Here is a 26,247-nt window from a genome sequence, read left to right as displayed (position 1 = left end):
AGATTTCAGGATTCCAACTAGAGTTTACTAAAGTACGATCACTTTTTCTTTTTAGATTTCTTTTCTTGTTTTGTAGCTTCTGCAGGTGTAGTTGGTTCCGTTGCTGTTCCTGTGCTTGTAGTGGCTTCAGCTACCGGACTTGCTGTGGAAGATCCCGTTGTTGTATTTTGCCCACTCGTAGTAGAAGATGTATTCCATTCTGTTGTGGCTTCAGCTTTCTGAGGTGGATTTTGGGTTGTTGTTTGGGTATTAGTCGTGGTTTCAGTAGGCTTTTTCGTGTCTGTTTGGGCTGATACTGCGATTACTCCGACTAATGTAAATGCCGCCGTTAAAAATAACTTTTTCATAATGTAATATTTAAATGATTGTTTAAAGTAAACGGGTCATCATTTATAAAATTATGTGTAAGTATTTTATTTAACGGACTTTATAATTATTTAAGAGGATTTTGCAAAACAATATTGAGTCCTGGATTTTACTACTAAGTGTAAAAACATATCCTATCAAAACACAATTAATAGACCTTTATTTGGCTATATTTTTCATCATTTTCTCTACAAATACAAAGGCAGCCGGACAGATTACTGTATTCTTCAGCATCAAATGATTGATCTGATAAATCTTTTTACGATCTGTATGCGGATATTCTCTGCAAGCCTTTGGTCTTACTTCATAGATAGAACAGGTATTGTCATTATTCAGGAAAAAACAGGGAAGGTTCTGCAATACTTTGTCATCATCTTCATCTACCCTTAAAAACTTAGCTTCAAAATCAGCGGACTTCATACGAAGATGCTTGGAGATTCGTTCAATATCCTTTTCCGTATAAAGAGGACCTGTTGTTTTACAGCAATTCGCACACTGCAAGCAGTCTATTTCTTCAAAAACTTCGTCATGGGTCTCCTGCACCACATAATCAAGATTCTTGGGTGGTTTTTTCTTTAATCCATCCAAAAACTTTTTATGTTCTTTCTGCTTTTGTAAAGCCTGCTTTTTATAAAAATCTAAATTCATTTATTCTTTATTTCCTGCCTGAACAGGAAGTTCTGCTTTCTGATGTTCGTTGATCTTATCCAAATCTAAAATTGTGGCAAGATTACCTTTATTAGGATAATACATCGGGACAAATTTTGCTCCATAAATAATCTCACCCGTAACATAGGATGATCTTTGAACTACCGTATTTGAAAAAACTTCATCAAATGCACGTATCTGTACAATAATTTCAATATCAATGTTATTAAAATCATTCTCTGAAAATCCATAAAACGGTGAGTTTTCATCAATTTTATGAACAACTGTCCAGTTCAGAGCCAGGGTATTTATTTTACTCAAATGAGTATCCAGTCTGTAAAAATTACTCTTGGGAACATCATTTTCAATCACTTCAATAGCTGTAGACACAATGACATCGGCGTCCGTAAGTGCATTATTTTTATAAGGAGCTAATCTGAACATTAAAGCTGTAGAATCCTGAAAAGGGGCTATCACCGCGATATCAGAAAACCTTAAATAAGCCCTTGGCCTTGAAAATCTCCCATAGAAAAGACCCGTTGCAATGGCAAAGGTAAGCAATCCTAAAAAAGCCTCAAAAGTAGCAACCAGACTAGCCATGAAACCAACTGGGGCAATTCTTCCGTATCCAACTGTAGTAAAGGTCTGAGAACTGAAAAAGAATACATCAATAAATTCATTTAGCGGATCACTCTTGTCTATTCCTGTAAGATGCTCTACCCCGATCAGGTAATAGATCATTGCAAATACAAGATTAATCAGGATATAAGCCACTACTAGATAAGAAATAAAGCGAAATGAAGACAAATTCAACATGGTATGATACCAACTCAACCTGTTGAAAACATTAACTCCTGTTCTCCTCACATTCGGCAGCCCATCTTTATTGATGAATCTTCCTGAGGCATTGCTTCCAAACCCGCTGTTCTCAGTATTTTTCTGACGGATTTTTTTTCTGAATCCTCTTGCCATCTTTATATCATTTGTTTTTTAATCGTTTAATCAGAACAGATTATTTTGTCATCGATTTTTTTTCTATTCTCAAATGCAAAGATAAAATATTGTTTTCATGAATTTTATCAATTGAATCATTACTTATTCAATTTGATTTTGCTGTACATTTGAATTATGAAAAAGCTGGAATCAAGAGAGGACATTGAACATCTTGTCAATTCATTTTATAAAAAGGTAGTAAAGGATGAAACCATTGGTTTCTTTTTTAATGATGTAGCCAAGGTAGATTGGGACAAACATCTTCCCAAAATGTATTCTTTTTGGGAGTCTATTCTTTTTGGCCAGATGAGTTATAAAGGCAATCCTATGGGCGTTCATTTTCCAATCAATGAAATTCAGGCGATGGAGCAAAAGCACTTCGACAGATGGCTGGACCTATGGAGAACTACCATTGAAGAGAATTTTGTAGGTGAAAATGCAGACATGGCAATCTATAAATCTGAAAATATTGCTAAACTGATGGCTTTTAAAATGGAATTAGCGAGAAGACTTTAGCAGAAATTATACTATTTGGAGATACAAACAGGTTTTCTATTATAATCTCTATTACATTCATTAATATCTCCTTTTCAAAGAATTATCCCTTAAGTTTATTTGAAAATCAAATTTATTCATCTCTTCATTTTTAATTTTGAAGCTTTTTTTGATTACTAAACACAGGCTCATTTTTAATTAAAAGTTGGAAAAGGCCATCAATAATCAAAAAAAATAAAATATTTCACCATTTCGTTAATTTTATAAGTAGCTGATTTTTAAGTATTTCTACTGATGCGAGAGCTGTTTTTAATCTCTACCTTTACCTTATCAAAATTATTACAGACGTCTTAAAACAACATTTTGATTGCGGTATCCGAAAAGCAATTAGAGTAGGAAACTAAAAAACTCAGAAATCATGGAACTTATCAAAGAAAACGTAAAAACAGCTACAGTAGTATTATTACAAGCTCAAGGAAAAGAAAAAGGAAAATTCTTAAGTCATGGGAATGGAAATGTATTCCTTCAAAACGGCATTCAGGGATTAGGAGAAGTCTTTATTCTTGAAGAATTATCAAATAATAGAGTTGCTCTACGATGCATTAGTAAGGAAAGTGGATTATACTTAAGCCATGCTTTTGATAAATTATGGCTTCAGAAAGGCATCCAGGGAGAAGGAGAAGAATGGGAAATGAAAGTACACAGCCCGAATAAAGTTTCTTTTAACTGCTATGGTAAAGAAGTAGGTAAAACACTTAGCCATGCATTTGATAAAATGTGGTTACAAAATGGCTATCAGGGAGAAGGAGAACTTTGGGAAATACAAGATTAATAGTGATATACAGTCAATAAAAAAGGGGCTTACAATCGGAATAAAGATTGTAGGTCTTTTTTTGTTACTTAAACATCTGAAAAGTGCGATAAAGCAGTATTAAATAGCATTACCCTTAGACTTTAAATTCTTTGTGAAATCAGTTTTTAAGGAACAATCACTGTAAATATATAGGCAGCTAAGTTCACCAATAAAACTGTACCGTAAAGGATATTGGTTTTTCCACGGCTCAAGGAAAGCATTACAATAAATACAGATAAGGAAAGCAGAATTACATCTTTTTTATCTAATCCTAAAACCAAAGGAATATCATACATGATGCAAACGGTAGATACTGCAGGAATGGTAAGTCCAATACTTGCAAGCGCTGATCCTAGTGCCAGATTTAAGCTAGACTGAATTTGATTACTTCTTGCTGCTCTAATGGCTGCAACTCCCTCCGGAAGAAGAACTACAGCAGCAATAATAACTCCTACCAAGGATTTTGGTGCCCCAAGGCTTCTAACCATATTTTCAATTGTTCCAGATAAACTTTTTGCCATAAGAACGACAATAACCAAACAAACCACCAAGAAAGCAAAGCTTATAAGGGTTTTTGTTAATGATGGGATATAATGTTCTTCAGGATGCTCGTCAGGAACTATAAAGTAACTTCTGTGACGCAGTGTTTGTACCATCAGGAAAACACCATAGATTACAAGACAGGCAATGGATATAAAAATAAGCTGAGCCTCATTATAAAAAGGTCCATTAACGCTTGATGTAAAATTAGGAAGGACCAGAGTAAGAATCAGAATTGAAACAATACTCACCAGATAAGTTGTAGCAGAGGTTCTTGCAAAGAACTGCTCATGATATTTAACGCCACCTACCAGAATACAGATTCCCAAGATTCCGTTAAGAATAAGCATGACGGCTGCAAAAACGGTATCTCTGGCCAGCGTGATCGCCTGATCTCCGCCAGCCACCATCAGTGAGATGATAAGCGCTACTTCAATAATGGTGATACAAAGGGCTAAAATAATTGTACCGAAAGGCTCCCCTACTTTATGAGCAACGACTTCTGCATGATGCACTGCCGATAAAACGCTTCCAATAAGTAAAATCCCAGCAACAACGTCATGAATAACGTCGCTTCCCATCAGTCCGGAAAAGTAGTAACCTACCGCAAGGACAGGAAAAATATAGGTGTAATGTAAAAGTTCTCTAAGTCTCATAAAGTGACTACAAAATACAAAAAATCTATAACTTTTGAAATATTAAAAGAAAATATTAATAATATTTTAATGAGGCCAGAAGTTAAAGTCCTGATAATCTGTGAACATATGAAACAAAAGCCCAATTCCTATAATTCTTATATTTCCTTTAAAGAACAGCAGCAAAAAATACACCGCAATGGCATAATAGGAATGTAAAAAATGAAAACCTATACTTCCTCTTGATGGATCAAAGATCGGATTGGCAAAAAGATGGTCCAGATCTACCAGCATTGTGGCAAGAAGAATGAAATATGCCTTTTTCCAATTCTTACGATAAAAAATCAATGCAATAAAGACAGGAAAAACAAGATGTAAAAAATAATGAGTAAAGGTTTTGAGCAATGCGATGTCTGATGGAGCCATTAACAATAATTTTATTCGGTTTTTAAACTTACCATCGTAAAATTAAGGGTAATTCTCCATTTTTTGCTTTTATTTTCACCCAATAATCTTTTGATTTATTCCCATACAGCACGTAATCGATGTCCGAAATGATCTTTTTCTCGGTGTTACTCAGTGTTTTCAAAGAAGAATACAACAAAGTACTATTTCTGATGAGGATGTAGTTTTCTTTTAGCTGGGGAGATAGTGATACGGGTTTTCGGGTTGATTTTATGATAATCCCTTTGCTGTTTCGGCGGATTTCGTTTGGCAAGAAAGGAATTGCCGTGAATTGATTTTCTTCATTGATCCATTTTTTAGACTGGAAATATTCCCATATTTTATTGGGATCATCACTTTTGATATCAATGGTGTAATTCGGTTGAGTAATTTTTTGAAAGCTCTTTTTTTCAACTTCATTGAAATTATCATCATATTCATAGCTGATAATGGTGTCATTGACTTGCTCGAGATTTGAGGTAACCATTAAGGAAGTGGATTGTAAGGAGTCCTCAATATTTTTATTGAAAAAACGAGTAAAGTTCCTGATGTTTTCCTTGTCTAGTTCCAGCTCCAGAAATTGATTTCCTTTTTGAAGTTTTGAAGCAATCGTATTTAAAAATTGCAGGTTTGAGTTGTTTTTTATTTCAATTTCATCATCTTTTAACTCAATAGAAAAATTTTGGATTTTCTGCCCGGAAAGAAAAGAAATACTCCCTGTCGTGCTTTGAATAAACTGATCTGCATTTAAAATATTTTTTGGGGAACCTTGAAAAATCTCTTTGTTTATGACTTTAAAACCCGAATCGGAAGTCCCTACAATACATTTATCACCTACTATACTAAGAAAAACATGATCCTTTTGAAAAAGATTCTTCCCTTTATCGGTAAACTTTTGCTGTTTTAAAAATGCAATAAATCTCTGAGGATCTTTAAGTTCTATGGCGCTGTACCATTCTGAAGCCCCCGTCCCTTTAAGGTGGAAAACCTGTAAAAAATCCGGGATTATAATTCCCGATTCCCTCAGGGAAACCGCATTTTTCCCTTTTGTTTTACTACCCCATTGTGAAGGGTTGGTGATCAGGCCGAAAATATATTGCCTCGTCAGATTCTTCACGTCTATTAAAACAACTGTATCAGCACTTTCAGGAATGAATCTAAGCTTCTTATCTTTATAAAAAAGCACAAAATAAGCCATAACAGCCAGTAACAGAATTAACGAGGCAATAACTTTCTTTTTATTCATCTACAATATCTGTGGTTTTTTTTCCGAATCTTTTATTTTAAAAATCTCATTAAACAGATCAAAGAAATACATCAGACTGTTTTCAGAAGAATTTTTAATATTGTAATTCATTTCTGTTTGTATGCTCTCTCCTTTTACTTCAGTTTTATAATACAGTTCACCTACATTTTTTCTAAACAGATCCAATGTTTTTCTTTCCGAAGGACTTTTGAACTCTTTATCTAAACCGATTAAAAGTTTCTGTAGATCCAATCTTCCGGATAAAGGATATTTGGATGAATCTTTTGCCCATTTTTTAGAAATATCAGATTGAGTTGTAGGAAGAATATTTTCTGTAGAGCTCATTACATATACAATACCGTCTTTTATTGTAAAGAACAATTGATCAAGGTATCCTGCTGCCTTTTCATTGTCTTTAAAAGAATAAAACTCTCCTGTTTTTGTAAATTTCTTAGCCAGCTTTTTATTTGTTATCAATAGATTAAAAATACGTTTCCAGTAGCCTTCATTCTCCGTTGCAAAAGCGAACGTAAAGTTAGGAACCGCTACATCTTTGATTTTCTTTACTTCTTTTTCATTATAATCCTCATCGTATTCGTAATCCGTATATTCTACTTTTTTGGATTTCAGCTCATTTAAAACAAAGATTCCGTTTCCGGGTGCAATTTTAGCAATAGCTTCTTCATCCAGAATAATTTTCATGGTCTCCATGATCAGTTCCATCTCTTTTTTGTACTTACTGTCACTCTCTCCTGAATCCTGAAGAAGACTGTACATCAAATCAAAACACTTCCCTCCACTTACATTGACTGCATAGTAACCAACGCTTTTTTCATTGATGAGTTCCAGCAGCTTTTTATTTTTCTTGCCTTTGTAAATTGAAGCGATATTTTTCTGAATCTCGGTATTCTTGTGCTGATAATTATTGATCAGCTTTACTTTGTCTTTATCAAAATACAGGTTATATGCAGAATTTGAATTGTACATGTTCTGGAAAACCTGTCCAAAATCGTAGCGATTGATCATTTTACCGTAGATTCCGTCATTAACGATTCTTCCATAATCTGTATAAATGAAAACGTCAGAATTCGCATCTCTGAAAGTCAGCATTTCTTTAGAGGCTTCCACTTCGAGATTAGAACTGAAATATCTGTCAAAGTGATCTTCAGCATATTTTTTTACAATCTTGAAGTTCTCTTTGCGAATAGAATCCTGCTCTTTTTGATAAGCTTTTTCTGATTCGGCGTCATCATATTCAGAGCCATAGTTCTCCTCTCCCTCTTCTTCCGGAGTTAAAACATTTTCCTTTTCTTTAGGATATTTATGATGTTTCTGCAGGTATTTGATATCTTTCTGAATTCTTGCGATCTCCCGATTGTTATCTTTGATGCTTTCTTTCAAGTATTGAATATCTTCTTTCAGACTCTTTATTTCATCTTTATAATCAAACGGTTTTTCCAATGCTTCGGCATATGCTTCGTCAACAGCAACAGTATCAACCACCATAGCAGTACTGTCTGCAACCGTTGCAGCTTCATCTTTCCAAAGGTCTTTATAAGTCTTCGTATAACTTATCAGGCTAAGAACTGCACGGCTTCCATTCCATGCAACAAAAGTATCATCATCTATATCAACGTAAGAATAGTTATTCTTTCTGGAAGTTTCCTGTCCCTCTTTCTTTACGGAATTAATGAATTCCTGAAACTTCTCTTTATTATCGATGATAAAATGAGTATTATAATTCTTTATGGAATCATTAAAACTGGCGTAATGATACTGGACAGCATCATATTTAATTCCCGTTTTAGAATAATCAGTCCATGAAAGTTTTTCTTTGCTCTTTTTAGTTAGTTCATGCAACAAAGGGTTAAGTTTATTCCAATCTATTTTGTTATTAATCTGTTTCCCATTGACTTCCATATAAAATATAGCATCATTGGGAACTTTCATACTATTTTGAGCTAAAGCGATGGTAAAGCCAAAGAGTAATACAATAATTTTTTGTGTTTTTAAAAATATAGATTTCATGGTTGATTGTTAGAAATTTATTGGAAAAGAATTGTGTTTTGTAATTGTTTTTTCTGAAGAATTACATCTAAAATGTCAGCGTCCATTTTTACAGCTTTTTTATTTGGAGAAAGCTGATAGGCATTATTAGTCTGAGATTTTACAACATTTTCAAACTGCATTACAGAAGTATATGTGGCCCCATTAAAAACCTCTTTGTCGGCCTTACTCATCTTATCGTAATCTGTTTTGAATGTACTCACCTTATTTCTTGTTAATACCTTTTTTTCAAGATTCTGACTGTAGATCTGTGTAGGAATCATTTTACCCAGTATATTTTGGGCTTTCAGCTTCTCTAGTCCGGCATTGATATTTTCAAGTTTCTTAAAGTTACAGCTCAGCTTGATGATATAATTATCAAAGTCCATAGAGGTTTTAACATTACTGATTCCAGGTGTTCCTTTGAAAATTTTAGAGGCTTCATTGATTTTATTTTCAATTTCTGACTTCTTAGGAACCTTTTTTCCATTAATGGTTTCCATTTTAGAAATTGAAGCGAGTCTTGTTTTGCTTTTACTCGCATTAAGAATAACAGTATATTCTCCCGTTCCGTCAGCTTTTAGATTAATCTTGTCCAGAATATCAAAACAGCTTGTCAGCAATAGTAAGGGTAGAAACAGAAGGCATAACTTAAGAATATTTTTCATGATTGGGCTTAAGGCAGCAAAATTACTCAATTTCGGTCTTAAACCTTTACAATCTTTGATTTTTTGGATATAAATAGCTGTTTTCAGGTAGTTTTTCAAGAAGTGAAATGATACTACTGTGGCTTTTATTTTTAAATACGCCCTTTTAAATAATCCTGCCTTACTTCTTCATCCAGCTTTTCGATAGCATATCGCAGGCAGGTTCTCGGCATTTCTTTATAATATGTATTCAGATAACCAATTAATTCTTTTTCATTTTTGTTTCCCATTTCCCGAAGCAACCAGCCATTGGCTTTATGCATCAGATCGTGGGAATGCTTTAGATTTCTGGTTACAAATTCTTTGGTAAGATCATAAGATCCCTTTTTTACGTAATGCATTGTTCCTACCACAGCAATTCTTTTATACCACATCTCTTCTGCTTCTGAAAGTTCTCTCAAAAGACTTTCTTTCTTATTTTCAAAGGCATATCTCCCTAAAATTTTATAGCAGCTGGAATCTACTAAATCCCAATTGTTAACATATTTAAGGTGATTAAGATAAAATTTTACAACTTCATCTTTTATAGCATTGTCTTTTGTTTTCTCAAACTTCGAGATGAGCATGAAAAGAGCCGTCAGCCTATGTTCATGGTATTTTGAAGAAAGCAGTTCGCTCAATTCTTCTAAATTGAGCCTTGAGTAGTATTCTTTGGCTACGGATCTCTGATCAGGAACTTTCACTCCCAGAAACAAGTCTCCCTCACCGTATTCTCCTTTTCCTGTTTTGAAAAATCTCGGAAAGAATTCTGCTTTTTCAGGAATGGATAAAACGGCTAATGCTTCCTTTATTTCTTTAACAATGCTGCTCATTTTGAATTATTGTTAATTTTCTATTATCAACATTATGCCTTTTCTTCCAGAGCAATGCTTTCCTGCTCCTCCTCTTCCTTGGCAATTTTATTGGGGTTTGCCACCTTAGCAATGGTAAGCCCCTGAACAATGATTGAGAATACAACTACACAATAAGTAATACTTAGAATAATTTCACTGTACTCACTCTTAGGAATAGACATAGCCAGTGCTATGGAAACACCTCCACGAATTCCTCCCCAAACCAGTACTTTTACAGTTTGTGGGCTAAAACTTCTTCTTAAGGATGTAAACTTCGTAGGTCCCCAGATTGAAATAAACCTTGCAAATAGAACTACAGCAATGGCTAATACTCCAGGAATCATAAAGTGTTTCAGATCTTTAATCATCAAAAGTTCAAATCCTATAAACAGGAATAACACAGCATTCAGAATTTCGTCAATCAGTTCCCAGAATTTAATCAGATAATCTTGGGTTACAGACTTCATTTTGAAGCTTCTATTGAAATTCCCCATGAATAGTCCTGCCGCCACCATCGTTAGTGGCCCAGAAATATGCATCTGTCTTGCAATAAGGTAACCACCCATCACAACAGAAAGTGTAACTAACACAGAGATAATATAATCATCCACTTCACGCATAAGCCTTGAAGTAACCCAACCCAGTAAAACTCCTAGTAGAATACCTCCACCAGCTTCTTTAAGTAAAAGTAATCCAATACTTTCAACACCCAGATCCACTTCTTTTCCTACTGCCAATTGAAGAACAACTGTAAAGACCACAACTGCCATACCATCATTGAAAAGAGATTCTCCGGCAACCTTTGTTTCCAAGGATTTAGATACCTTAGCCTGCTTCAGTACACTTAATACCGCCACCGGATCAGTAGGCGAAATTAAGGCTCCAAAGACCAAACAGTAGATAAAAGGAAGATTCACTCCTAAATAAGGCAGCAAATAAAACATCCCAAAACCTACCACAAATGTGGAAATTACAACTCCTACAGTGGAAAATATCAGTACCGGTCTAAACTGTTCTTTAAGGTCATTAATATTAATATGAATTCCTCCTGCAAAGAGAAGGAAGTTCAACATGGCCCCCATCAGAATCTCTGTGAAATCAATACTTTCCATCAGATTATTAAGATGTCCGAATGTTCTTGGAAGTACCGCTTCTCCAAACATAACCAGGAAGATGGAAACCACAATGGCAATCACCATAATTCCGATGGTACTGGGAAGTTTTAAGAATCTGTAATTAAGATAGGCAAATATGGATGCTAATACGATTAATGCTGAAAATGAATAATATAATTCCACTAAGTGTTTTTTTAATTAATTTGTAGTTCTAAATATCTAAATAAAGGACCTTAATATAGATTTTCTGCCCCTCCTTTTCCCAAACATCAAACATTCCGTCTTTAGATGGTTTTGATCCTCTTGTATAATCCTTTCCTATATTCAGAATATTCAGCAAGATATATTCATCTCCTACAGAATTAACCAAATAGGCTGTCTTTTCAGATTTCCCGTCTCCCGAACTCTTCATGCCGTCAGCAAGTGATCGAAACTGACTCAGATGGTGCATAAAATTACTTCCATCCTTTACAGAATCATATGCTCTGAGAAGAATCAGCAGGAGATCCAGATTGGTAGGGTCTTTATCATACAAAGCCTTTCCCTGCTTGATACATTCTTCGAAATTATTTTGCTTAAAGGCTTCCGCCAGACTCTTGAAAGCTTCATCTGAGGTAGTTACCTTATCATTTCTGAAATTTCTTCCATAATAAAGATATTGAGATTCTATACTATCCAGAGACTTTGGATAACCTTTATATTTAAAAAGAAGCTTCTCATACTTGTATGGAGAATCAGAATTTTTGAAACTTTTCTCAATAGCTTTAAAATCCACTTTTGATTTCTGGCTGAACCCAAAAACCGAAAACATAATGAATAAAAGGAAAAAGTAATATTTCATTAATTGTTGTTTTCTTCTTCCTCTTCGTTATCAAAATACTCGAAAAGGAAATCATTGTAAGGAAATCTTGAAATATGGATTTTCATGACCTCATCATAGATCATCTTTTTCATTTCCGGAAAGTTCTCCTTTGTAAGTGCAGAGATGAAAACCGTTGGATACTTGGATTTTGCCATCCATGTTTTTTTCCATTCTTCAAGAGAAATATTTTTCTTTGAACTTGGGGTCAAATCATCTTCATCTTTCTTCTCATAGCTGAAATCGTCAATTTTATTGAACACCATGATCATCGGTTTCTGATGAGCGTTGATATCCATTAAAATCTGATTAACAGAAGCAATGTGGTCTTCAAAACTTTCATGGGAAATATCTACCACATGAATAAGAAGATCTGCTTCACGAACCTCATCCAATGTAGATTTAAATGACTCTACCAACTGAGTAGGTAATTTTCTGATGAATCCTACAGTATCGGTAAGCAGAAACGGTAGGTTTCCAATCACCACTTTTCGTACAGTCGTATCCAGTGTTGCAAATAATTTATTTTCTGCAAAAACCTCAGATTTTGAAAGAGAATTCATCAAAGTAGATTTTCCAACATTGGTATACCCTACCAAAGCCGCACGAACAACCTTTCCGCGATTGTTACGCTGAGTGGCCATTTGCTTGTCAATAGTCTTTAATTTATCTTTCAATAAAGTGATTCTGTCACGAATAATACGACGGTCAGTTTCAATTTCTGTTTCCCCGGGACCTCTCATTCCAATACCTCCTTTTTGACGCTCCAAGTGAGTCCACATTCTGGTCAGTCGAGGCAAAAGATATTGATATTGAGCCAATTCTACCTGAGTTCTTGCATAAGAAGTTTGTGCTCTCTGTGCAAAAATATCAAGAATAAGATTGGTACGGTCCAAAATTTTAACTTCCATTTCTCTTTCCAGGTTTTTAAGCTGTGAAGGAGAAAGCTCATCATCAAAAATTACCGTTCCTATTTCATTTTCTTTTACATATTCTTTTATTTCGAGTGCTTTTCCGCTCCCAATAAAGGTTTTGGAATCAGGCTGTGTTAATTTTTGAGTGAAGCGTTTTTCTACAGTTGCTCCAGCAGTGAAAGCCAAAAATTCCAGTTCATCCATGTACTCAACCAGTTTTTCTTCGTCTTGATTTTGGGTAATAATACCCACCAAGACTGCTTTCTCATAATTATGTTCTTTCTTTTCTAACATTAAGTTCTGTCTATGTTTATGATTTTTACAAGATAATATTTTTCAGAAAAAAAACAAAATCAATTTTTATTTAATAACACTTTTTAATATAAATTTAAGATTACCTCTTTATTATTGTATAAAAATCAATAACTTTATATAGCAATTTTCTGATTTTTAAATATTTAAATTAATATCCAGAAGATCATGATTACCCATATTAGATGTATGATTATTGATGATGATGAACTGGACAGACTGGTTCTTCAGCGTTATATCAAACAGTACGAGAACATAGAAATTGTCGCATCTTTCGATTCGGCCGAAAAAGCAATACCCTATCTTGAACTCCCCATTGATCTTCTTATCACTGAAACCAATTTAAAAGGAATGAATGGCTTGGAACTCAGAAAACTAGCCCATAAAATACCCGCTTGCATCTTCGTAAGCTCACATCCCGAACTGGCAGCCTGTGTTTTTGAAATGAATACTCTTGATTTTATTACAAAACCCTTAACCACGGAACGGTTTCATTATTCCATGGAAAAGCTTTTTGATTTTTTTAAAGTTAAAGAAAAATGTGAATGTTATGATGCCATTCTTGGACAGGATTTCATTAATCTAAAGGAAAGCGGAAATATTTTTCAGGTCAGAAAGACAGATATCCTCTATCTGGAAGCACTAAAGGATTATACCCGAATCATTACCCTTGAAAAAAAACACTGTATTCTCGACTCTTTAGGTAATCTTCTTCATAAAAGCTTTTTTGATTCTTTTGTGAGAATACATAGAAGCTACGCTGTACCTCGGCACCTCATCCGTGGAAAAAATTGTCATGAAATAGAATTGACACACCAGATCAAGCTTCCTATCGGCAGAGCCTATAAGGACAATCTCTCTTTTTTTAAGCCTTAACATCCCACTGAATTTCTATAATAATTCACAAATCGACATTGGTCGATTATTTCTGTCGTTGGTCTATTTTTCTATTATTCGATCATGATAGGGAGTAATTTAGTCTTCCCAAATTCAACATGGAAAATGACTTCCAATTAATAATTTAAAAACTGTTATCCATGAAAAAAATATTTATTTATTGTCTCACCCTGCCTCTCTTTTCCCTCTCTTTTCTGCAGGCTCAGTCAGCAGTATTGGCAACCGGAATGGATGCTTCAGGCGGAAATGGTTCAACTTCTTACAGCGTAGGCCAGATAGCTTATCTTTATAAAGGAGCCGGAGACCAAGTTCTGGAAGGCGTACAACAGCCTTACGAAATCATTGCACTTAACACCCGTGAAACATCATCAAATTTGGAGGGTATCTTAATTTACCCTAACCCTTTCAAAGACTTTTTGTATCTGGATTTTACCACCGGTAACTATAAAGACGCCGAATATCAACTATTTGATGCCCAAGGCAAACTCATCAAAAAGGATGTGATTGTACAGTCGAAATCTGAACTTAACTTCTCTTCCCTACCCTCTGCCATGTATATCATTAGGATTACTCAGCATGGAGGAAACCTCAAAACATTTAAAATCATCAAAAAATAAACACCATGAAAAAAATATTATTATTGTTTGGAATCTTGTCTGGTCTCTTTATGGGACTTTCACAAGCTCCAGAAAAAATGAGCTATCAGGCCGTTGTAAGAAATGGTTCCGGACAGATATTAAGCAATCAGGCTATTGCTATAAGATTAAGCATATTACAAGGATCAGCAGCCGGACCCTCTGTTTATTCTGAAAGACTTACAGGAAACACCAATGCCAATGGGCTTGTTACTTTGGAAATAGGAACAGGAACAGTTCTTTCAGGTACATTTTCTACCATCGACTGGCCTTCAGGAAACTATTATTTAAAAACAGAAACTGACCCTTCCGGAGGAACCACTTACACTATAACAGGAACCTCTCAATTATTGAGTGTGCCTTATGCCATGTATGCAAAATCTGCAGGAAGTAGCGGTGGAACCTTTACAATCCCCTACGCAAATACAGTAAATAATGCCTCTACTTTATTTTCATTAACCAATGATGGTGATGGAACATCTTTAGAGGGAAATAATAATTCAGCAACTTCAAGTATTGCAGCCGTAAGAGGTGTTGTTACCAGCACGGCTCCCGGTGGATTTTCTTCTGGGGTACGTGGGATCAATAACGGAACCGGTGGACTTGGTATAGGAGTCTGGGGAAGCCAGAACGGAAGCGGATGGGGAGTTTACGGTGTAACCCCCAACGGATTAGGAGTATATGGAAACTCCAGCGCCAGTGGAACCGGAGTTTATGCCAACAGTAACACAGGTACCGGTCTTACAGCAACCAGTAACAATGGAATTCCTGCCAGTATTTCTATTTTGAATAATGCCAATGCTAACAATGTTCTTAATGCTTCTACTGTAGGAAATGGAGTTGTTGTAAACGTTACGACTTCTGGAAGCGGAAATGGAGTAGCAAGTTCAACAGGAGCAGGTATTGCCCTTCGTGGAACAACCACTGCTCAATCCTCTGCTGGGGTTCTGGGTAGCAATACAGGAAACGGAGAAGCCGTAGTAGGATTAACAACCAGTGATATTGCCGGAGCTGTAGTAGGACGTAATGATGGTGGCGGATATGGTGTGAGAGGATTCATTTCAACCAATACATCCGGAACAGGTATCGGCGTTTTTGGACAAGTTGGATTAAATAGTAGTACAGGACGTGCAGGAAGATTTGAAAATTCTAATCAAACCAATACTGTCGCAAATATTTTGGAGGTAGAAACCAATGGGAATGGAAATATCCCCGACAATACTCAAGGTAATGCAGCCTCTTTTCTTGTTGATAATACCAACAGCGTTGGAGCAGCAGTAAGAGGAGAAGTAAATACTATTTTCGGAAACTTTGGTGCCGCTGCTATTTTCGGGGTTTCTTCCGGAACAGGAGGACGCGCAGGTTTGTTCTATGCATCAAATCCATCCGGAAACGGGGCTTCATTAATAGCTTTAACTGATGGAAATGGGAATGCAATAACAGCCAATGCAGGTAAAGACGGAAATGGTGTTGAAACCAATATTGATGGCAACGGAAATGCCCTTTATGCATGGGTTCCTACTTTTTCAACCGGACGTGCAGGAAGATTTAATATTTTCAACGAAGACAATACAAGTGATGCTATAACAGTAACAACTGTAGGAAATGGTATTGCAGGAAATTTTAAAGTAGATAAAACTCAGGGAACCTCTGCTGCTGTAAAGGGTGAAGTTAATTCAATCTTTGCTAATTTCGGAACAGCGGGTATTTATGGTGTATCATCTGGAACAGGAGGATTTGCAGGTTTATTTCATGCCAGCAACCCTTCCGGAAACGGTCCTGCAGTGGTTGCTATTGCAGACGGAAATGGAAATGGGATCACTGCTAATGCTTCAAATGGAGGCGATGGTGTTGAAACTACTGTAGACGGAACAGGAACAGCCATCTTTGCCTGGGTACCTAATTTCAGTAACGGACGTGCGGCAAGATTTATCAATTTTAATACGGCTAATACCAATCCCGCTCTTACTGTAGAAACCCATAGTACAGGATCTTTAGCTTTGTTCAAATCCGGAAATCCCAGTACTGCAAATGTTGCGCGTATAGACAATACCGGAAGAGGATTCTTTAACGGAGGAACTCAGAATAGCGGAGCAGACGTTGCTGAAGCATTTGATGTAGAGGGATCTATTTCCGAATATGAATCCGGTGATATCCTTGTGATATCCACCAGTTCTGACAGAACAGTAGAAAAATCCTCCAAACCCTATTCTAATCTAGTTGCAGGAGTATATGCTACCAAACCGGGAGTACTTCTTACTGAGGAACATATTGACACGGATCTTTCTGGCAAAGTACCCATGGGGGTAATTGGCGTTATACCTACCAAAGTATGTTTGGAAAACGGTAAAATAAAACGAGGAGATCTTTTGGTAACTTCATCTAAATCCGGGATTGCGATGAAAGCTGATCTCAAAAAGGTAAGAATAGGACAGGTTATCGGAAAAGCACTTCAGGATTATGACCAAAAAGAGAGTGGAAAAATTCAAGTATTAGTCAACATAAAATAAACCGTCATGAAAATAGCATATATCATCCCATTATTGTTTTTAAGCACCATTATCTATGCTCAGGAAAGCAAAAAGGCAACTCCGGTGGAAGATCAGACCCTGGCTGTAAAACAAATTAAAGAACAGGAAGCAAAAAGCCTGAAAGAAACTCAGGAAAATGTAGAGAAAAAAACCACTCAGACAGGACTTGTTTCTGATCATGGACTGGAGGTGAAAGAGCAGGCTTCAAAGTCTAAAACTACAGCTAATAGTAACTCAGGTCAGCTGCTTCCCAATACAGCTAGTCTTGAAGACATAAAAAAAACTATTCCCAATAGACAGGCAAATCATAGTATAAAAAATTCTAGGAACACAAATAATACAATGATTGGGTTACCCAATACAGCAACCCTCGAGGAAATAAAAAAAACAATTCCCAAAAACTAATGACCCCTCAAAAACTAATAGCCCAAAAAGCTGATAACCAAACCAGATTTTTCAAACCAAAAAGAAGTCCGCTACACAGCGGACTTTTATATTTCGATCTCGGAACATTAGTCCCAATCTGCGGCAACAAACTTCATGGAGTTTCCGCTATCATCAGACAGGGTGAGAAGATGTCCTTCAATTGTATATTTTGTCATGGTTTCAAATTTCTTCTGAAAAGAGGTTTCCAGACTCATATCCTGACAGGCTTTCATGGTGCTTGCTCCTTGAGAAATTTTTACTTTTCCGGCTTTTTTAAATTCGGAAGTAAATGACATTTGGTTACATCCCATAGAAGCGCTTCCTTGAATTTTACCGTTTTCCATCTTAGCAGTCAAATTAATTTCAGCTCTATTGGCAACTAATTGTTCTTTGGAAAATCCGTCGAAAGAAATCATCATCCATTGTCTTTGGAGATAAGGATTTTTATCGGGTACTGCGGAACAATTTAAAGCAAGCCCTAAAAATAAAACTGCAAAAAGGGATAATAGTATCTTTTTCATGCGGATTATCATCCCATTTTCATACCAATCTGAGACAGAATCTCGTAAAAATTAGTAAATTAGCGACACAAAAATTTTTTTATAAAATGAAAAGACTATTTCTACTATTCACTTTCTTATTGGGCTTTGCTCAAATGAGGGCGGATGAGGGGATGTGGCTGCTAATGCTCATCAAAAGACTTAACGGTGTTGATATGCAAAAAGAGGGTCTACACCTAACGCCTGAGGAAATTTATTCAGTAAATAATTCTAGCTTAAAGGATGCTATCGTAAGCTTCGGTGGTTTCTGTACGGGTGAAATTGTTTCTGATAAAGGACTTTTATTCACGAACCACCACTGCGGTTATGGTGCAGTTGCTGCTGCTTCTACTCCAGAGAAAGACTATTTAAAAAATGGTTTCTGGGCAACGAAACAGAAAGACGAATTCAACGCAAAAGATCTTTATGTAAGATTTTTAGTGAGAATGGATGATGCTACTCAAAGAATCTCTTCCAAGCTAAACAACAATATGACGGGAGCAGAGAGAAAAGCTATTATTGATGCTGAAACAAGTGCAATTCAAAAAGAAAACTCTGAGAACGGAAAATACACTGTAGTTGTAAAAGATTTCTTTAACGGAAACGAGTTTTATTATTTCGTATACCAAGACTACAAAGATATCAGATTAGTAGGTGCTCCACCTTCCTCTTTAGGAAAATTCGGTGGTGATACCGATAACTGGGAATGGCCAAGACATACTGCAGATTTCACAGTATTCAGAGTATATGCTGACGCTGCAGGAAACCCGGCGGAATATTCTCCTAGCAACACTCCTTTGAAGCCTAAGCACTTCCTGCCGGTTTCTCTTAAAGGAATTAAGCCTGGTGATTTCTCAATGATCTTAGGATATCCTGGTAGAACAAACCGTTACCTGACTTCTTACGGAATTCAGCAAATGGTAAACAAGGACTACCCGGCTTGGGTTGAGGCTTCTAAGACTGCTATGGATGTTATGAAGAAATATATGGATAAGGATAAGGCAACTCAACTTAACTATGCTTCTCAATATGCTTCTGTAGCTAACTATTGGAAAAACAGACAAGGAACGATTGATGCCGTAGATAAAAACGGAACAATTACTGATAAGAAAAAAATAGAGGAAACCTTCAAAGCATGGGCAGCAATGCCAGAAAACACTATGTATGATGGTGTTTTAGAAGAAATTGGAGCTTACTACAAGCAAACTTCTGACAGAAATGTAGAAAAAAACTATGCTTCTCAATTCTCAAGAAATGCAAAGTATACTTCTCTAGCTCTAAATGTAGGTTCTGTGCTTAAGGCTTATGCTGCTCAGGATCTGCAGGGAAGATTGGCCATGAAAGCAAAAACAGAAGCTGCTATTAAAGCTGCTTACGAAACTTTCAGCCCATCTTTAGAGGGAGAAATGCTTGCTGCAATGACCAGCCTTTATCAGGCAAGAGTAAACAAAGATGTGGCTTCTGCTACTATTTTAGGTTTAGATGCAAAAACTGTTTCTAACCTTGCTTATTCTTCAATTTTTGCTAATAAGACTTCTGCTACTAACTTTTTATTGAATCCTGATGCATTAAAGCTTGACGCTGATCCACTTTGGAAAGCGGCTAACGGTATTGCAGCAGACCAGAAAATGAGCAATGAAAGATTCGTTAAAGTAGATGATAATTTTGCTAAAAATAGCCGTCTATTCTTAGCGGGTCTAGTGAAAGCTATGCCTGAAAAGAAATTCTATCCGGATGCTAACTCTACTATGAGATTAACTTATGGTACTGTAGATAAACTTCCTATCAGAACTGATAGAAACTACTTCGGAGTTACTGATAACTATTATACTGATATGTCTGGTCTTGTTGGAAAATACAAGAAAGGTGACGAAGAGTTCGATCTTCCTCAAAGAGTGATTGACCTTTACAACCTTAAAGATTTCGGACAATATGCTGATGCTAAAGGTTATATGCCTGTAAATTTCCTTTCTAACAATGATATTACAGGTGGAAACTCTGGTTCTCCGGTAATTGATGGAGATGGAAACCTTATCGGTATTGCATTTGACGGAAACAGCGAAGCATTAAGCGGAGATATCGTATTCGAGCCTGAGTGGCAGAAAACAATCAACGTGGATGTTCGTTTTGTTCTTTGGACAATTGACAAATACGCGGGTGCAAGAAGATTAGTTGATGAATTGAAGCTTGTAAGAGATGAAAATACTCCGGCTGATACAAAAACTAAAAACTCAGGTACTACAGCAACACCTAAGAAAACAAAGAAAAAATAATCTCCTTAGATATATTTTTAAAACCGTGAAAGTAAATTTCACGGTTTTTTTATTTTTATAGCAAAATATTGATCATGAATTCACCTATAAAATTCACTGCTGTTATTAAGCAAAATGGAGAAATGAATGCTGCATTTGTAGAATTTCCTTTCTCTACGGAAGAACTATTTCATACAAAGGGACAAGTAAAGATTAAGGCTACATTTGACAATAAGATTGAATACCGTGGAAGTTTGGTCAAAATGAAGTCTGATTTCCATATTCTGGGACTAACGCAGGAAGTCAGAAAGCAACTCGGAAAAACTTTTGGAGATGAGGTTTCTGTTTCCCTTATTGAAGATAAAGAAGAGCGTGTGGTTGAAATAGCCAGTGATATTACCTTAATCTTTAATGAAAATCCCCAAGCAAAAGAATTATTCGATAAAATGAGCTATACCCACAAAAAGGAATATATCCGATGGATTGAGGAGGCAAAAAAAATCGAAACCAGGGAAGCCCGAAAAATTAAAATGATTCAGATGATTTTGGATGGAAAAAAAGGAATTTAATCTTTTATTCATCATTATTATATTAAAAATTCAGCTTCTAAATATTGTCCACCTCCACCATTTGTAACGGTTATGAATCCGTCGTAGTGGGCTATTTTTACTCCAAGATCATTCATTACTTCTTTAAAATAACCTTTCTTTTCTACATCGTTAGATTGCCAGAGGAACTTTGCCAGTTGCCCTGTTTTATTTTGAAAGACTAACTTACTTCCAAACCCAAATGGTTTAATGTCTACCACTGCACTTTCATTAGCCACAAAATCCTTTGCTAATACAATAAAATCATTCATTTAATATTCCGATTATTGATTTAATAAAAAATGACTTATCTCTTTTTTATTCTGAAGCAAATATCTCTCGATACGACGACAAAACTCGACGTATTATTTACAAAATAAAACCTCCTTGAACAATCTGGGTTTCATTATTTTAAAAAGTATTTAATCTTTTTTGTCAGGATTTTTAAAAGCGTGCGACTATACTTTCAACTATAAAAAATTATTTTTATGAAAAAGACCTTTTTTAAAATGACAGTATGTGCAGCTGGAATTATGACAGCATTTACTCTTTTATCCTGCAATGATTCGGATAATAACATGATGGACATGTCTTCCCAAAGAACCATCAGTTTTGAAAATGTTGTTACTCCTAAAGATTTTGTAGAAAGCGGAAGTTTTCAGGGAACAGGAACCGCTCCCGTCATTATGCCAGGCCAGTCAGTATCCATTAATTTCAGTGCAGGAAAAGCTCAATCTTTGATGTTTGCTACCATGTACGGACTTTCCAAAGATTGGTTCTTTGCCTCTCAGCAACCGGGAATAAAGTTGTTTGATGCCAATGGAAAAGCCATCACCGGAGATGTTTCTTCAAGTGTATTGCTGTGGGATAACGGAACGAAAGATAATGTAACAGGACAAACCGAAAGCAAGCCTATCGCCCAAGTTCCTAATATCAATGCCTCACAGCTGATGAAACTTAACCTTAATTACAATGAGATAACGTCTGAGTTTACTTTAACCATTACCAATACTTCTGGCGGGACAGCAAATGAAACGCCTTTCTCTCCCGGTGTTTGGGCTGTTTCCAATTACAATGGCTCTCAACTGCTGAATAGCGCTCCGTTCTTTACTCCCAATTCTTTATCCAATCCTGAAATTACAGATATAGCTCAAATGGGAAATATTGAGAAGATGAAAGTAAAGCTTACCACGAATACAGGAATTATGACAGGATTATCACCTGCTTTGGTGGTAATTTATCGCGGTGATAAAAATCCAATCTATGAATTAGGAAAAATGGATAATGGAATGGGGTTAAAAGAAATTGCACAATTTGGAAATGTCAGCAAACTTCAAAACAGCTTACAATCCTTCCCGGGCATTAAAGGAATTTACGTTGCCGGAAATGCTCCTGTTTCACCGGGCAGTAAGATCATGACTAATTTCAAGGCAGATCCGGGTGATAAAATTGCTTATGTTACCATGTTTGGTTTTTCCAATGATTGGTTTTATTCTAATGAGGTAAGTATTGATGCTACTGTGAAAGGTGATCTTAGTTCAAAAACAACTTTATTTGATTCCGGCACAGGAGTAGATCAATATCCAGGTGCAGGAAACCGTCAGGCTTTATTCGGAGGAACTCCACAAAGTGAAAAGATGATTATTTCAAAGGTTGGAACTCAATATCCTATTCCTCCTGTACAAAACGTGATTAAAGTGACAGTAAATTAAATTTGTAATAGAAATAAAAAAAACCAGACGAATTTTTGTCTGGTTTTTTTATAACCATTGTTTTTACTAAGCATTCCAAAACTCTCGGTCTAGGCTTCTGTATTGTATGGCTTCGGAAACGTGATGAGAAAGGATTTTCTCAGATTCTTCAAGATCCGCAATGGTACGGGATACTTTTAAAATTCTATCATATGCTCTGGCAGAAAGATTCAGTTTTTCCATCGCCAGTTTTATAAGGCTGAAAGATGTTTCATCCAAATCACAAAATACTTCAATTTCTTTAGGTCCGATCTGGGCATTACTACTGATCGTAAGATTTTTATATCTCTCATTTTGAATTTCTCTCGCTTTCTGGACTCTTTCTCTTATATCCTTACTTTTTTCGCCTTTTCTCTTCTCGGAAAGCTGTTCAAATTCTACTTTCTGAACTTCAATATGAATGTCTATCCTATCCAACAATGGCCCGGAAAGCTTATTCATGTAGCGCTGCATTTCGTAAACAGAAGATGTATTGTTAGGATCATCCGGAAAGAAGCCACTTGGACTGGGGTTCATGGAGGCCACAAGCATAAAACTTGCTGGATAATTTACCGTAAATCGGGCTCTTGAAATGGTGACTTCCCTATCCTCTAGGGGTTGTCTCATTACTTCCAGTACCGTCCGTTTAAATTCCGGCATTTCATCAAGAAACAATACCCCGTTATGAGCGAGAGAAATTTCTCCTGGTTGAGGATAACTACCACCTCCCACAAGGGCCACGTCAGAAATTGTATGATGAGGTGATCTATAGGGGCGAACAGTCATTAATGATGCTTCCGTGCCTATTTTTCCCGCCACTGAATGTATTTTCGTGGTTTCTAAGGCTTCTTTCAGTGTTAATGCAGGTAAGATGCTGGGAACCCTTTTGGCCAGCATTGTTTTACCACTTCCCGGAGGACCAATCAAAATGATATTGTGTCCGCCGGCAGCAGCCACCTCCATTGCCCTTTTAGCAGTTTCCTGTCCTTTAACTTCAGAAAAATCAAATGGGAAATCATTAATCTTTTCATGAAATTCTTTTCTTGTATCCAGAATAATTTTTTCAATGGGTTTTCCTTCATTAAAAAAATCAATGACCTCCTTAATATTTTCTGCACCATATACATCCAGATCATTGACAATGGCAGCCTCCCTAGCATTTTGTATGGGAAGAATAATTCCTTTAAATCCTTCTTCTCTAGCCTGTATGGCAATAGGTAAAACTCCTTTTATAGGCTGCAGGCTTCCATCCAGAGAAAGCTCTCCCATAATAATGTAATTCTGAATTTCTTCAGCCAAGATTTGATCTGATGCCGCCAGAATACCAATCGCGATACTGAGGTCATAGGCAGATCCTTCTTTTCTAAGATCAGCCGGAGCCATATTAATGGTGATTTTCTTTCCGGGAATTTTGTAACCCACATTTTTCAATGCAGCAGAAATCCGATAACTGCTTTCCTTGATAGCATTATCGGGAAGCCCAACCAAATGGTACCCAACTCCTCCGGTATCCACATTTACTTCAATAGTTATCGTTTGTGCAGCAACTCCATGAATGGCGCTGCCATAAATTTTGATCAGCATGGTGTGTTTTTGAAGTAAATGTAATTAATATATCATTTTGAAAACATGACGCTTACATGAATAATATTATACCCCAAAATAGATATTGGAAAAATATATTAATAAAAACAGACATCGAAATTGACTGCATTGGTTTCACACATCTGTCAAACATTTATTGAGGTTATGGATTAACAATGATAAAAATTATTGTATAAAATAGAAATTTTAAATACGTCGAGTTCTGTCGTTGTCGCACAGTAGTTTTGCAATAACAAACAAATTAAATAAATATGAAAGTTAGCGACGTAAACGGGGATCTAGCCCTAGCATTAAGTTTAAGTAAAGTAGTAACAATTGATGTGGAAACCGTGACTCTAACCAGTACACTTTCCAGAGAGTTGTTATATGATGCCACAATCCTAGGAATAGGCGATCTGTCAGTTATAAAAGTAGTGGGTAACATTAATCCCTTTGATTTACAGGGAACTCAACGGTTTACTATTAAAGGGGTAAAAATAATAGTTGATAAAAACAATGAAAAGGATATTTTCAAAATTACAGGGAATGGACTTGGTGAGTGCATTAATAATACCATTTCATGTACAATCACTCCGGTTCCTGAGATTATTGATGCTGTAGGTAATACCCTACTTCCACAAGGTAAATTTACCGGAGTAAGACTTGTTTCTGAGACAAGTGGGGTGCATAATAATAATATCAATGTAAATATTGAAAATTGTAAAAATGGTATCGTCATGGAAGCGGCTACAGCCGATGCCTGGGTAACTCATAATCTTTTCTATGGATGTTATATAAAACAATTTACAGGAACTGCTTTTTCTATTCAGGAAGGAGGCTCAACGTCTATCATTAACAATATAATTTCTGATTTAAGGATTGTAGATCTGGTAGAAGGTAATATTGAAAAAACAGGAATCAAATTGTCCGGAATGGCCAATGTTTTTTCCAATCTTCAAATTTTTAATGACTCTAAAACCGGTACTTTCTACTGGCTTGATTTATCTGCAACCGATATCAGAAGTTATAATAATTCTTTTATTGGAGGAGGTGTAGAAGGGCTCATTAAGGATGAAACTAAGATGGTTGACCATTATTTCAATTTGAATATAGTTAAAAGGGCACATTCACTTACAGAATTTGACAACAAATTCGCACCTATCAGATACGGAAAATCATTTATTTCTAATATTTTAGATAATAACTTTAATAGGATAGAAAACTATATCGGACAAAACTGTAGTTTTGAGAGAACCAGTAATGGAGTTAAAGTAACGCAAACTTCACAGTTTGGAAAGTTTTATGTTAATTTATTGGAACCTTCAAAGTATTTTGGAAAATATGTAACTGTTACTATGAAAGTTAAATCAAGTTATAAGGTGTTTCCTGTCATTGTAAACTCTGATGTATCTTTCCTACATGGTACTCCCAATCACACCCAGGATTATGAAATTATAAGTGTTTCAAAAAGAATAGACAATAATAATTTAACCCAGATTGGGTTGGTTTTTGATGTCAATGCACCCATAGGATCTACTGCCGAAATTGACTGGATCGTAGTGAATGAAGGCCGATTATCACCTAATGAAAACGTTCCCAATATTCCATATAAAGCAAAAGGAACAGCAGACATTATAGCTACAGAAAATAAAGTTATTGTAAATCATGGACTTCCTTTTACCATCCCATTAGATTGTATAAATGTTTCTCCTACAAATAATTTAGGGCAAGCAAAAAAATGGTGGATTGATCAGAGTTCAGAAGGAAAATTCTCCATTTTTGTAGACTCAGCTCCGGGAACAGGACTAGCAAAGTTTGCTTGGAATATAGAATATTAGAAATGGCACTTGAGATAGACTGGCTTTAGACTAAAACGTCTTATTTAAAGCTTATAAGAGGGATGATAAAATCATCCCTCTTATTGTTTTATCAAAATTTTGCTCCAAATTTTCTATGGTTATCGTCTGTGCGGCAACTCCAGGAATGGCGCTGCCATAAATTTTGATCAGCACGGTGTGTTTTTGAAGTAAATGTAATTAATTTTCTATTTTAAAAAAACA

The 26,247-nt window shown here is 35.9% G+C and carries 25 protein-coding genes; 10 read left to right on the top strand and 15 right to left on the bottom strand.

Annotation, left to right across the window (positions count from 1 at the left end; genetic code table 11):
• Positions 1–38: 38 nt before the first annotated feature.
• The 3 genes from C1638_RS11540 to C1638_RS11530 form a co-directional block, all read right to left on the bottom strand.
• Positions 39–347 (bottom strand): hypothetical protein, encoded by a 309-nt coding sequence (locus tag C1638_RS11540; RefSeq protein WP_109621094.1) that lies wholly within the window; start codon positions 345–347, stop codon positions 39–41.
• A 178-nt stretch (positions 348–525) separates the two neighbouring features.
• Positions 526–1,014 carry a YkgJ family cysteine cluster protein gene (locus tag C1638_RS11535; RefSeq protein ID WP_076352998.1) on the bottom strand — a complete coding sequence of 163 codons (489 nt, stop codon included), beginning with the start codon at positions 1,012–1,014 and terminating at the stop codon, positions 526–528.
• Positions 1,015–1,986, bottom strand: a complete 972-nt coding sequence (locus C1638_RS11530; RefSeq protein WP_109621092.1) for an ion channel — start codon at positions 1,984–1,986, stop codon at positions 1,015–1,017.
• 156 nt (positions 1,987–2,142) lie between these two features.
• On the opposite strand from C1638_RS11530, the gene C1638_RS11525 reads away from it, so the two are divergent.
• Positions 2,143–2,523, top strand: a complete 381-nt coding sequence (locus tag C1638_RS11525) for a group III truncated hemoglobin (RefSeq protein WP_109621090.1) — start codon at positions 2,143–2,145, stop codon at positions 2,521–2,523.
• A 397-nt stretch (positions 2,524–2,920) separates the two neighbouring features.
• Positions 2,921–3,334, top strand: a complete 414-nt coding sequence (locus C1638_RS11520; protein WP_106917080.1) for a fascin domain-containing protein — start codon at positions 2,921–2,923, stop codon at positions 3,332–3,334.
• Positions 3,335–3,480: 146 nt separating this feature from the next.
• Here C1638_RS11520 and C1638_RS11515 read toward each other — a convergent pair whose 3' ends face one another.
• From C1638_RS11515 to hflX, 9 genes are all read right to left on the bottom strand, one after another.
• Positions 3,481–4,551 (bottom strand): calcium:cation antiporter, encoded by a 1,071-nt coding sequence (locus C1638_RS11515; protein WP_109621088.1) that lies wholly within the window; start codon positions 4,549–4,551, stop codon positions 3,481–3,483.
• A 66-nt stretch (positions 4,552–4,617) separates the two neighbouring features.
• Positions 4,618–4,956, bottom strand: coding sequence for a DUF6122 family protein (locus C1638_RS11510; RefSeq protein ID WP_047376129.1), 339 nt, complete (start codon positions 4,954–4,956; stop codon positions 4,618–4,620).
• A gap of 28 nt (positions 4,957–4,984) precedes the next feature.
• On the bottom strand, positions 4,985–6,220 hold the full coding sequence (locus tag C1638_RS11505) for a hypothetical protein (protein WP_109621086.1): 1,236 nt from the start codon (positions 6,218–6,220) through the stop codon (positions 4,985–4,987).
• Positions 6,221–8,248, bottom strand: a complete 2,028-nt coding sequence (locus C1638_RS11500) for a hypothetical protein (RefSeq protein ID WP_109621085.1) — start codon at positions 8,246–8,248, stop codon at positions 6,221–6,223.
• Between the two features lie 17 nt (positions 8,249–8,265).
• Entirely contained in the window at positions 8,266–8,934 is a 669-nt protein-coding gene (locus C1638_RS11495; protein ID WP_109621755.1) for a hypothetical protein, read from the bottom strand.
• Between the two features lie 131 nt (positions 8,935–9,065).
• Positions 9,066–9,785, bottom strand: coding sequence for a DNA alkylation repair protein (locus C1638_RS11490; protein WP_109621083.1), 720 nt, complete (start codon positions 9,783–9,785; stop codon positions 9,066–9,068).
• A 32-nt stretch (positions 9,786–9,817) separates the two neighbouring features.
• Entirely contained in the window at positions 9,818–11,104 is a 1,287-nt protein-coding gene (locus tag C1638_RS11485; protein WP_109621081.1) for a cation:proton antiporter, read from the bottom strand.
• Between the two features lie 28 nt (positions 11,105–11,132).
• Positions 11,133–11,762, bottom strand: a complete 630-nt coding sequence (locus tag C1638_RS11480; RefSeq protein WP_109621079.1) for a DUF4919 domain-containing protein — start codon at positions 11,760–11,762, stop codon at positions 11,133–11,135.
• Positions 11,762–12,988 carry a GTPase HflX gene (gene hflX / locus C1638_RS11475; protein ID WP_109621076.1) on the bottom strand — a complete coding sequence of 409 codons (1,227 nt, stop codon included), beginning with the start codon at positions 12,986–12,988 and terminating at the stop codon, positions 11,762–11,764. Before hflX ends, C1638_RS11480 begins: the two co-directional genes overlap by 1 nt.
• A gap of 186 nt (positions 12,989–13,174) precedes the next feature.
• On the opposite strand from hflX, the gene C1638_RS11470 reads away from it, so the two are divergent.
• The 4 genes from C1638_RS11470 to C1638_RS11455 all read left to right on the top strand — a co-directional run bounded on the left by C1638_RS11470 (position 13,175) and on the right by C1638_RS11455 (position 17,474).
• Positions 13,175–13,882 (top strand): LytR/AlgR family response regulator transcription factor, encoded by a 708-nt coding sequence (locus tag C1638_RS11470; RefSeq protein ID WP_228428131.1) that lies wholly within the window; start codon positions 13,175–13,177, stop codon positions 13,880–13,882.
• Between the two features lie 161 nt (positions 13,883–14,043).
• Positions 14,044–14,520, top strand: a complete 477-nt coding sequence (locus C1638_RS11465) for a T9SS type A sorting domain-containing protein (protein ID WP_109621074.1) — start codon at positions 14,044–14,046, stop codon at positions 14,518–14,520.
• Between the two features lie 5 nt (positions 14,521–14,525).
• Positions 14,526–17,048: a beta strand repeat-containing protein gene (locus C1638_RS11460; protein WP_109621073.1), complete on the top strand. Its 2,523-nt coding sequence runs from the start codon at positions 14,526–14,528 to the stop codon at positions 17,046–17,048.
• Between the two features lie 6 nt (positions 17,049–17,054).
• Positions 17,055–17,474 carry a hypothetical protein gene (locus C1638_RS11455; protein WP_109621071.1) on the top strand — a complete coding sequence of 140 codons (420 nt, stop codon included), beginning with the start codon at positions 17,055–17,057 and terminating at the stop codon, positions 17,472–17,474.
• 107 nt (positions 17,475–17,581) lie between these two features.
• Here C1638_RS11455 and C1638_RS11450 read toward each other — a convergent pair whose 3' ends face one another.
• Positions 17,582–18,016, bottom strand: a complete 435-nt coding sequence (locus C1638_RS11450; RefSeq protein WP_165826529.1) for an META domain-containing protein — start codon at positions 18,014–18,016, stop codon at positions 17,582–17,584.
• 86 nt (positions 18,017–18,102) lie between these two features.
• Between C1638_RS11450 and C1638_RS11445 the strand changes: the two genes are divergently transcribed.
• A complete protein-coding gene (locus tag C1638_RS11445; RefSeq protein ID WP_109621069.1) occupies positions 18,103–20,307 on the top strand; it encodes a S46 family peptidase in 2,205 nt (734 codons plus the stop codon).
• Positions 20,308–20,381: 74 nt separating this feature from the next.
• On the top strand, positions 20,382–20,855 hold the full coding sequence (locus C1638_RS11440; RefSeq protein WP_109621067.1) for a YdeI/OmpD-associated family protein: 474 nt from the start codon (positions 20,382–20,384) through the stop codon (positions 20,853–20,855).
• A gap of 17 nt (positions 20,856–20,872) precedes the next feature.
• Here the strand turns inward: C1638_RS11440 and C1638_RS11435 are convergent, their stop codons facing one another.
• Entirely contained in the window at positions 20,873–21,145 is a 273-nt protein-coding gene (locus tag C1638_RS11435; protein ID WP_109621065.1) for a hypothetical protein, read from the bottom strand.
• A gap of 216 nt (positions 21,146–21,361) precedes the next feature.
• Between C1638_RS11435 and C1638_RS11430 the strand changes: the two genes are divergently transcribed.
• A complete protein-coding gene (locus C1638_RS11430) occupies positions 21,362–22,585 on the top strand; it encodes a spondin domain-containing protein (protein WP_109621063.1) in 1,224 nt (407 codons plus the stop codon).
• A 66-nt stretch (positions 22,586–22,651) separates the two neighbouring features.
• On the opposite strand, the gene C1638_RS11425 is transcribed toward C1638_RS11430, so the two are convergent.
• On the bottom strand, positions 22,652–24,187 hold the full coding sequence (locus C1638_RS11425; RefSeq protein WP_109621061.1) for a YifB family Mg chelatase-like AAA ATPase: 1,536 nt from the start codon (positions 24,185–24,187) through the stop codon (positions 22,652–22,654).
• A 272-nt stretch (positions 24,188–24,459) separates the two neighbouring features.
• Here C1638_RS11425 and C1638_RS11420 point away from each other — a divergent pair, with 272 nt between their 5' ends.
• A complete protein-coding gene (locus tag C1638_RS11420) occupies positions 24,460–26,025 on the top strand; it encodes a hypothetical protein (protein ID WP_109621059.1) in 1,566 nt (521 codons plus the stop codon).
• The last annotated feature ends 222 nt before the right edge of the window (positions 26,026–26,247 follow it).

Source organism: Chryseobacterium oncorhynchi (assembly GCF_002899895.1).
GTDB lineage: Bacteria > Bacteroidota > Bacteroidia > Flavobacteriales > Weeksellaceae > Chryseobacterium > Chryseobacterium oncorhynchi.
Note: the sequence above shows the minus strand (reverse complement) of the source record. Positions and strands in the feature narration are given on the sequence as shown.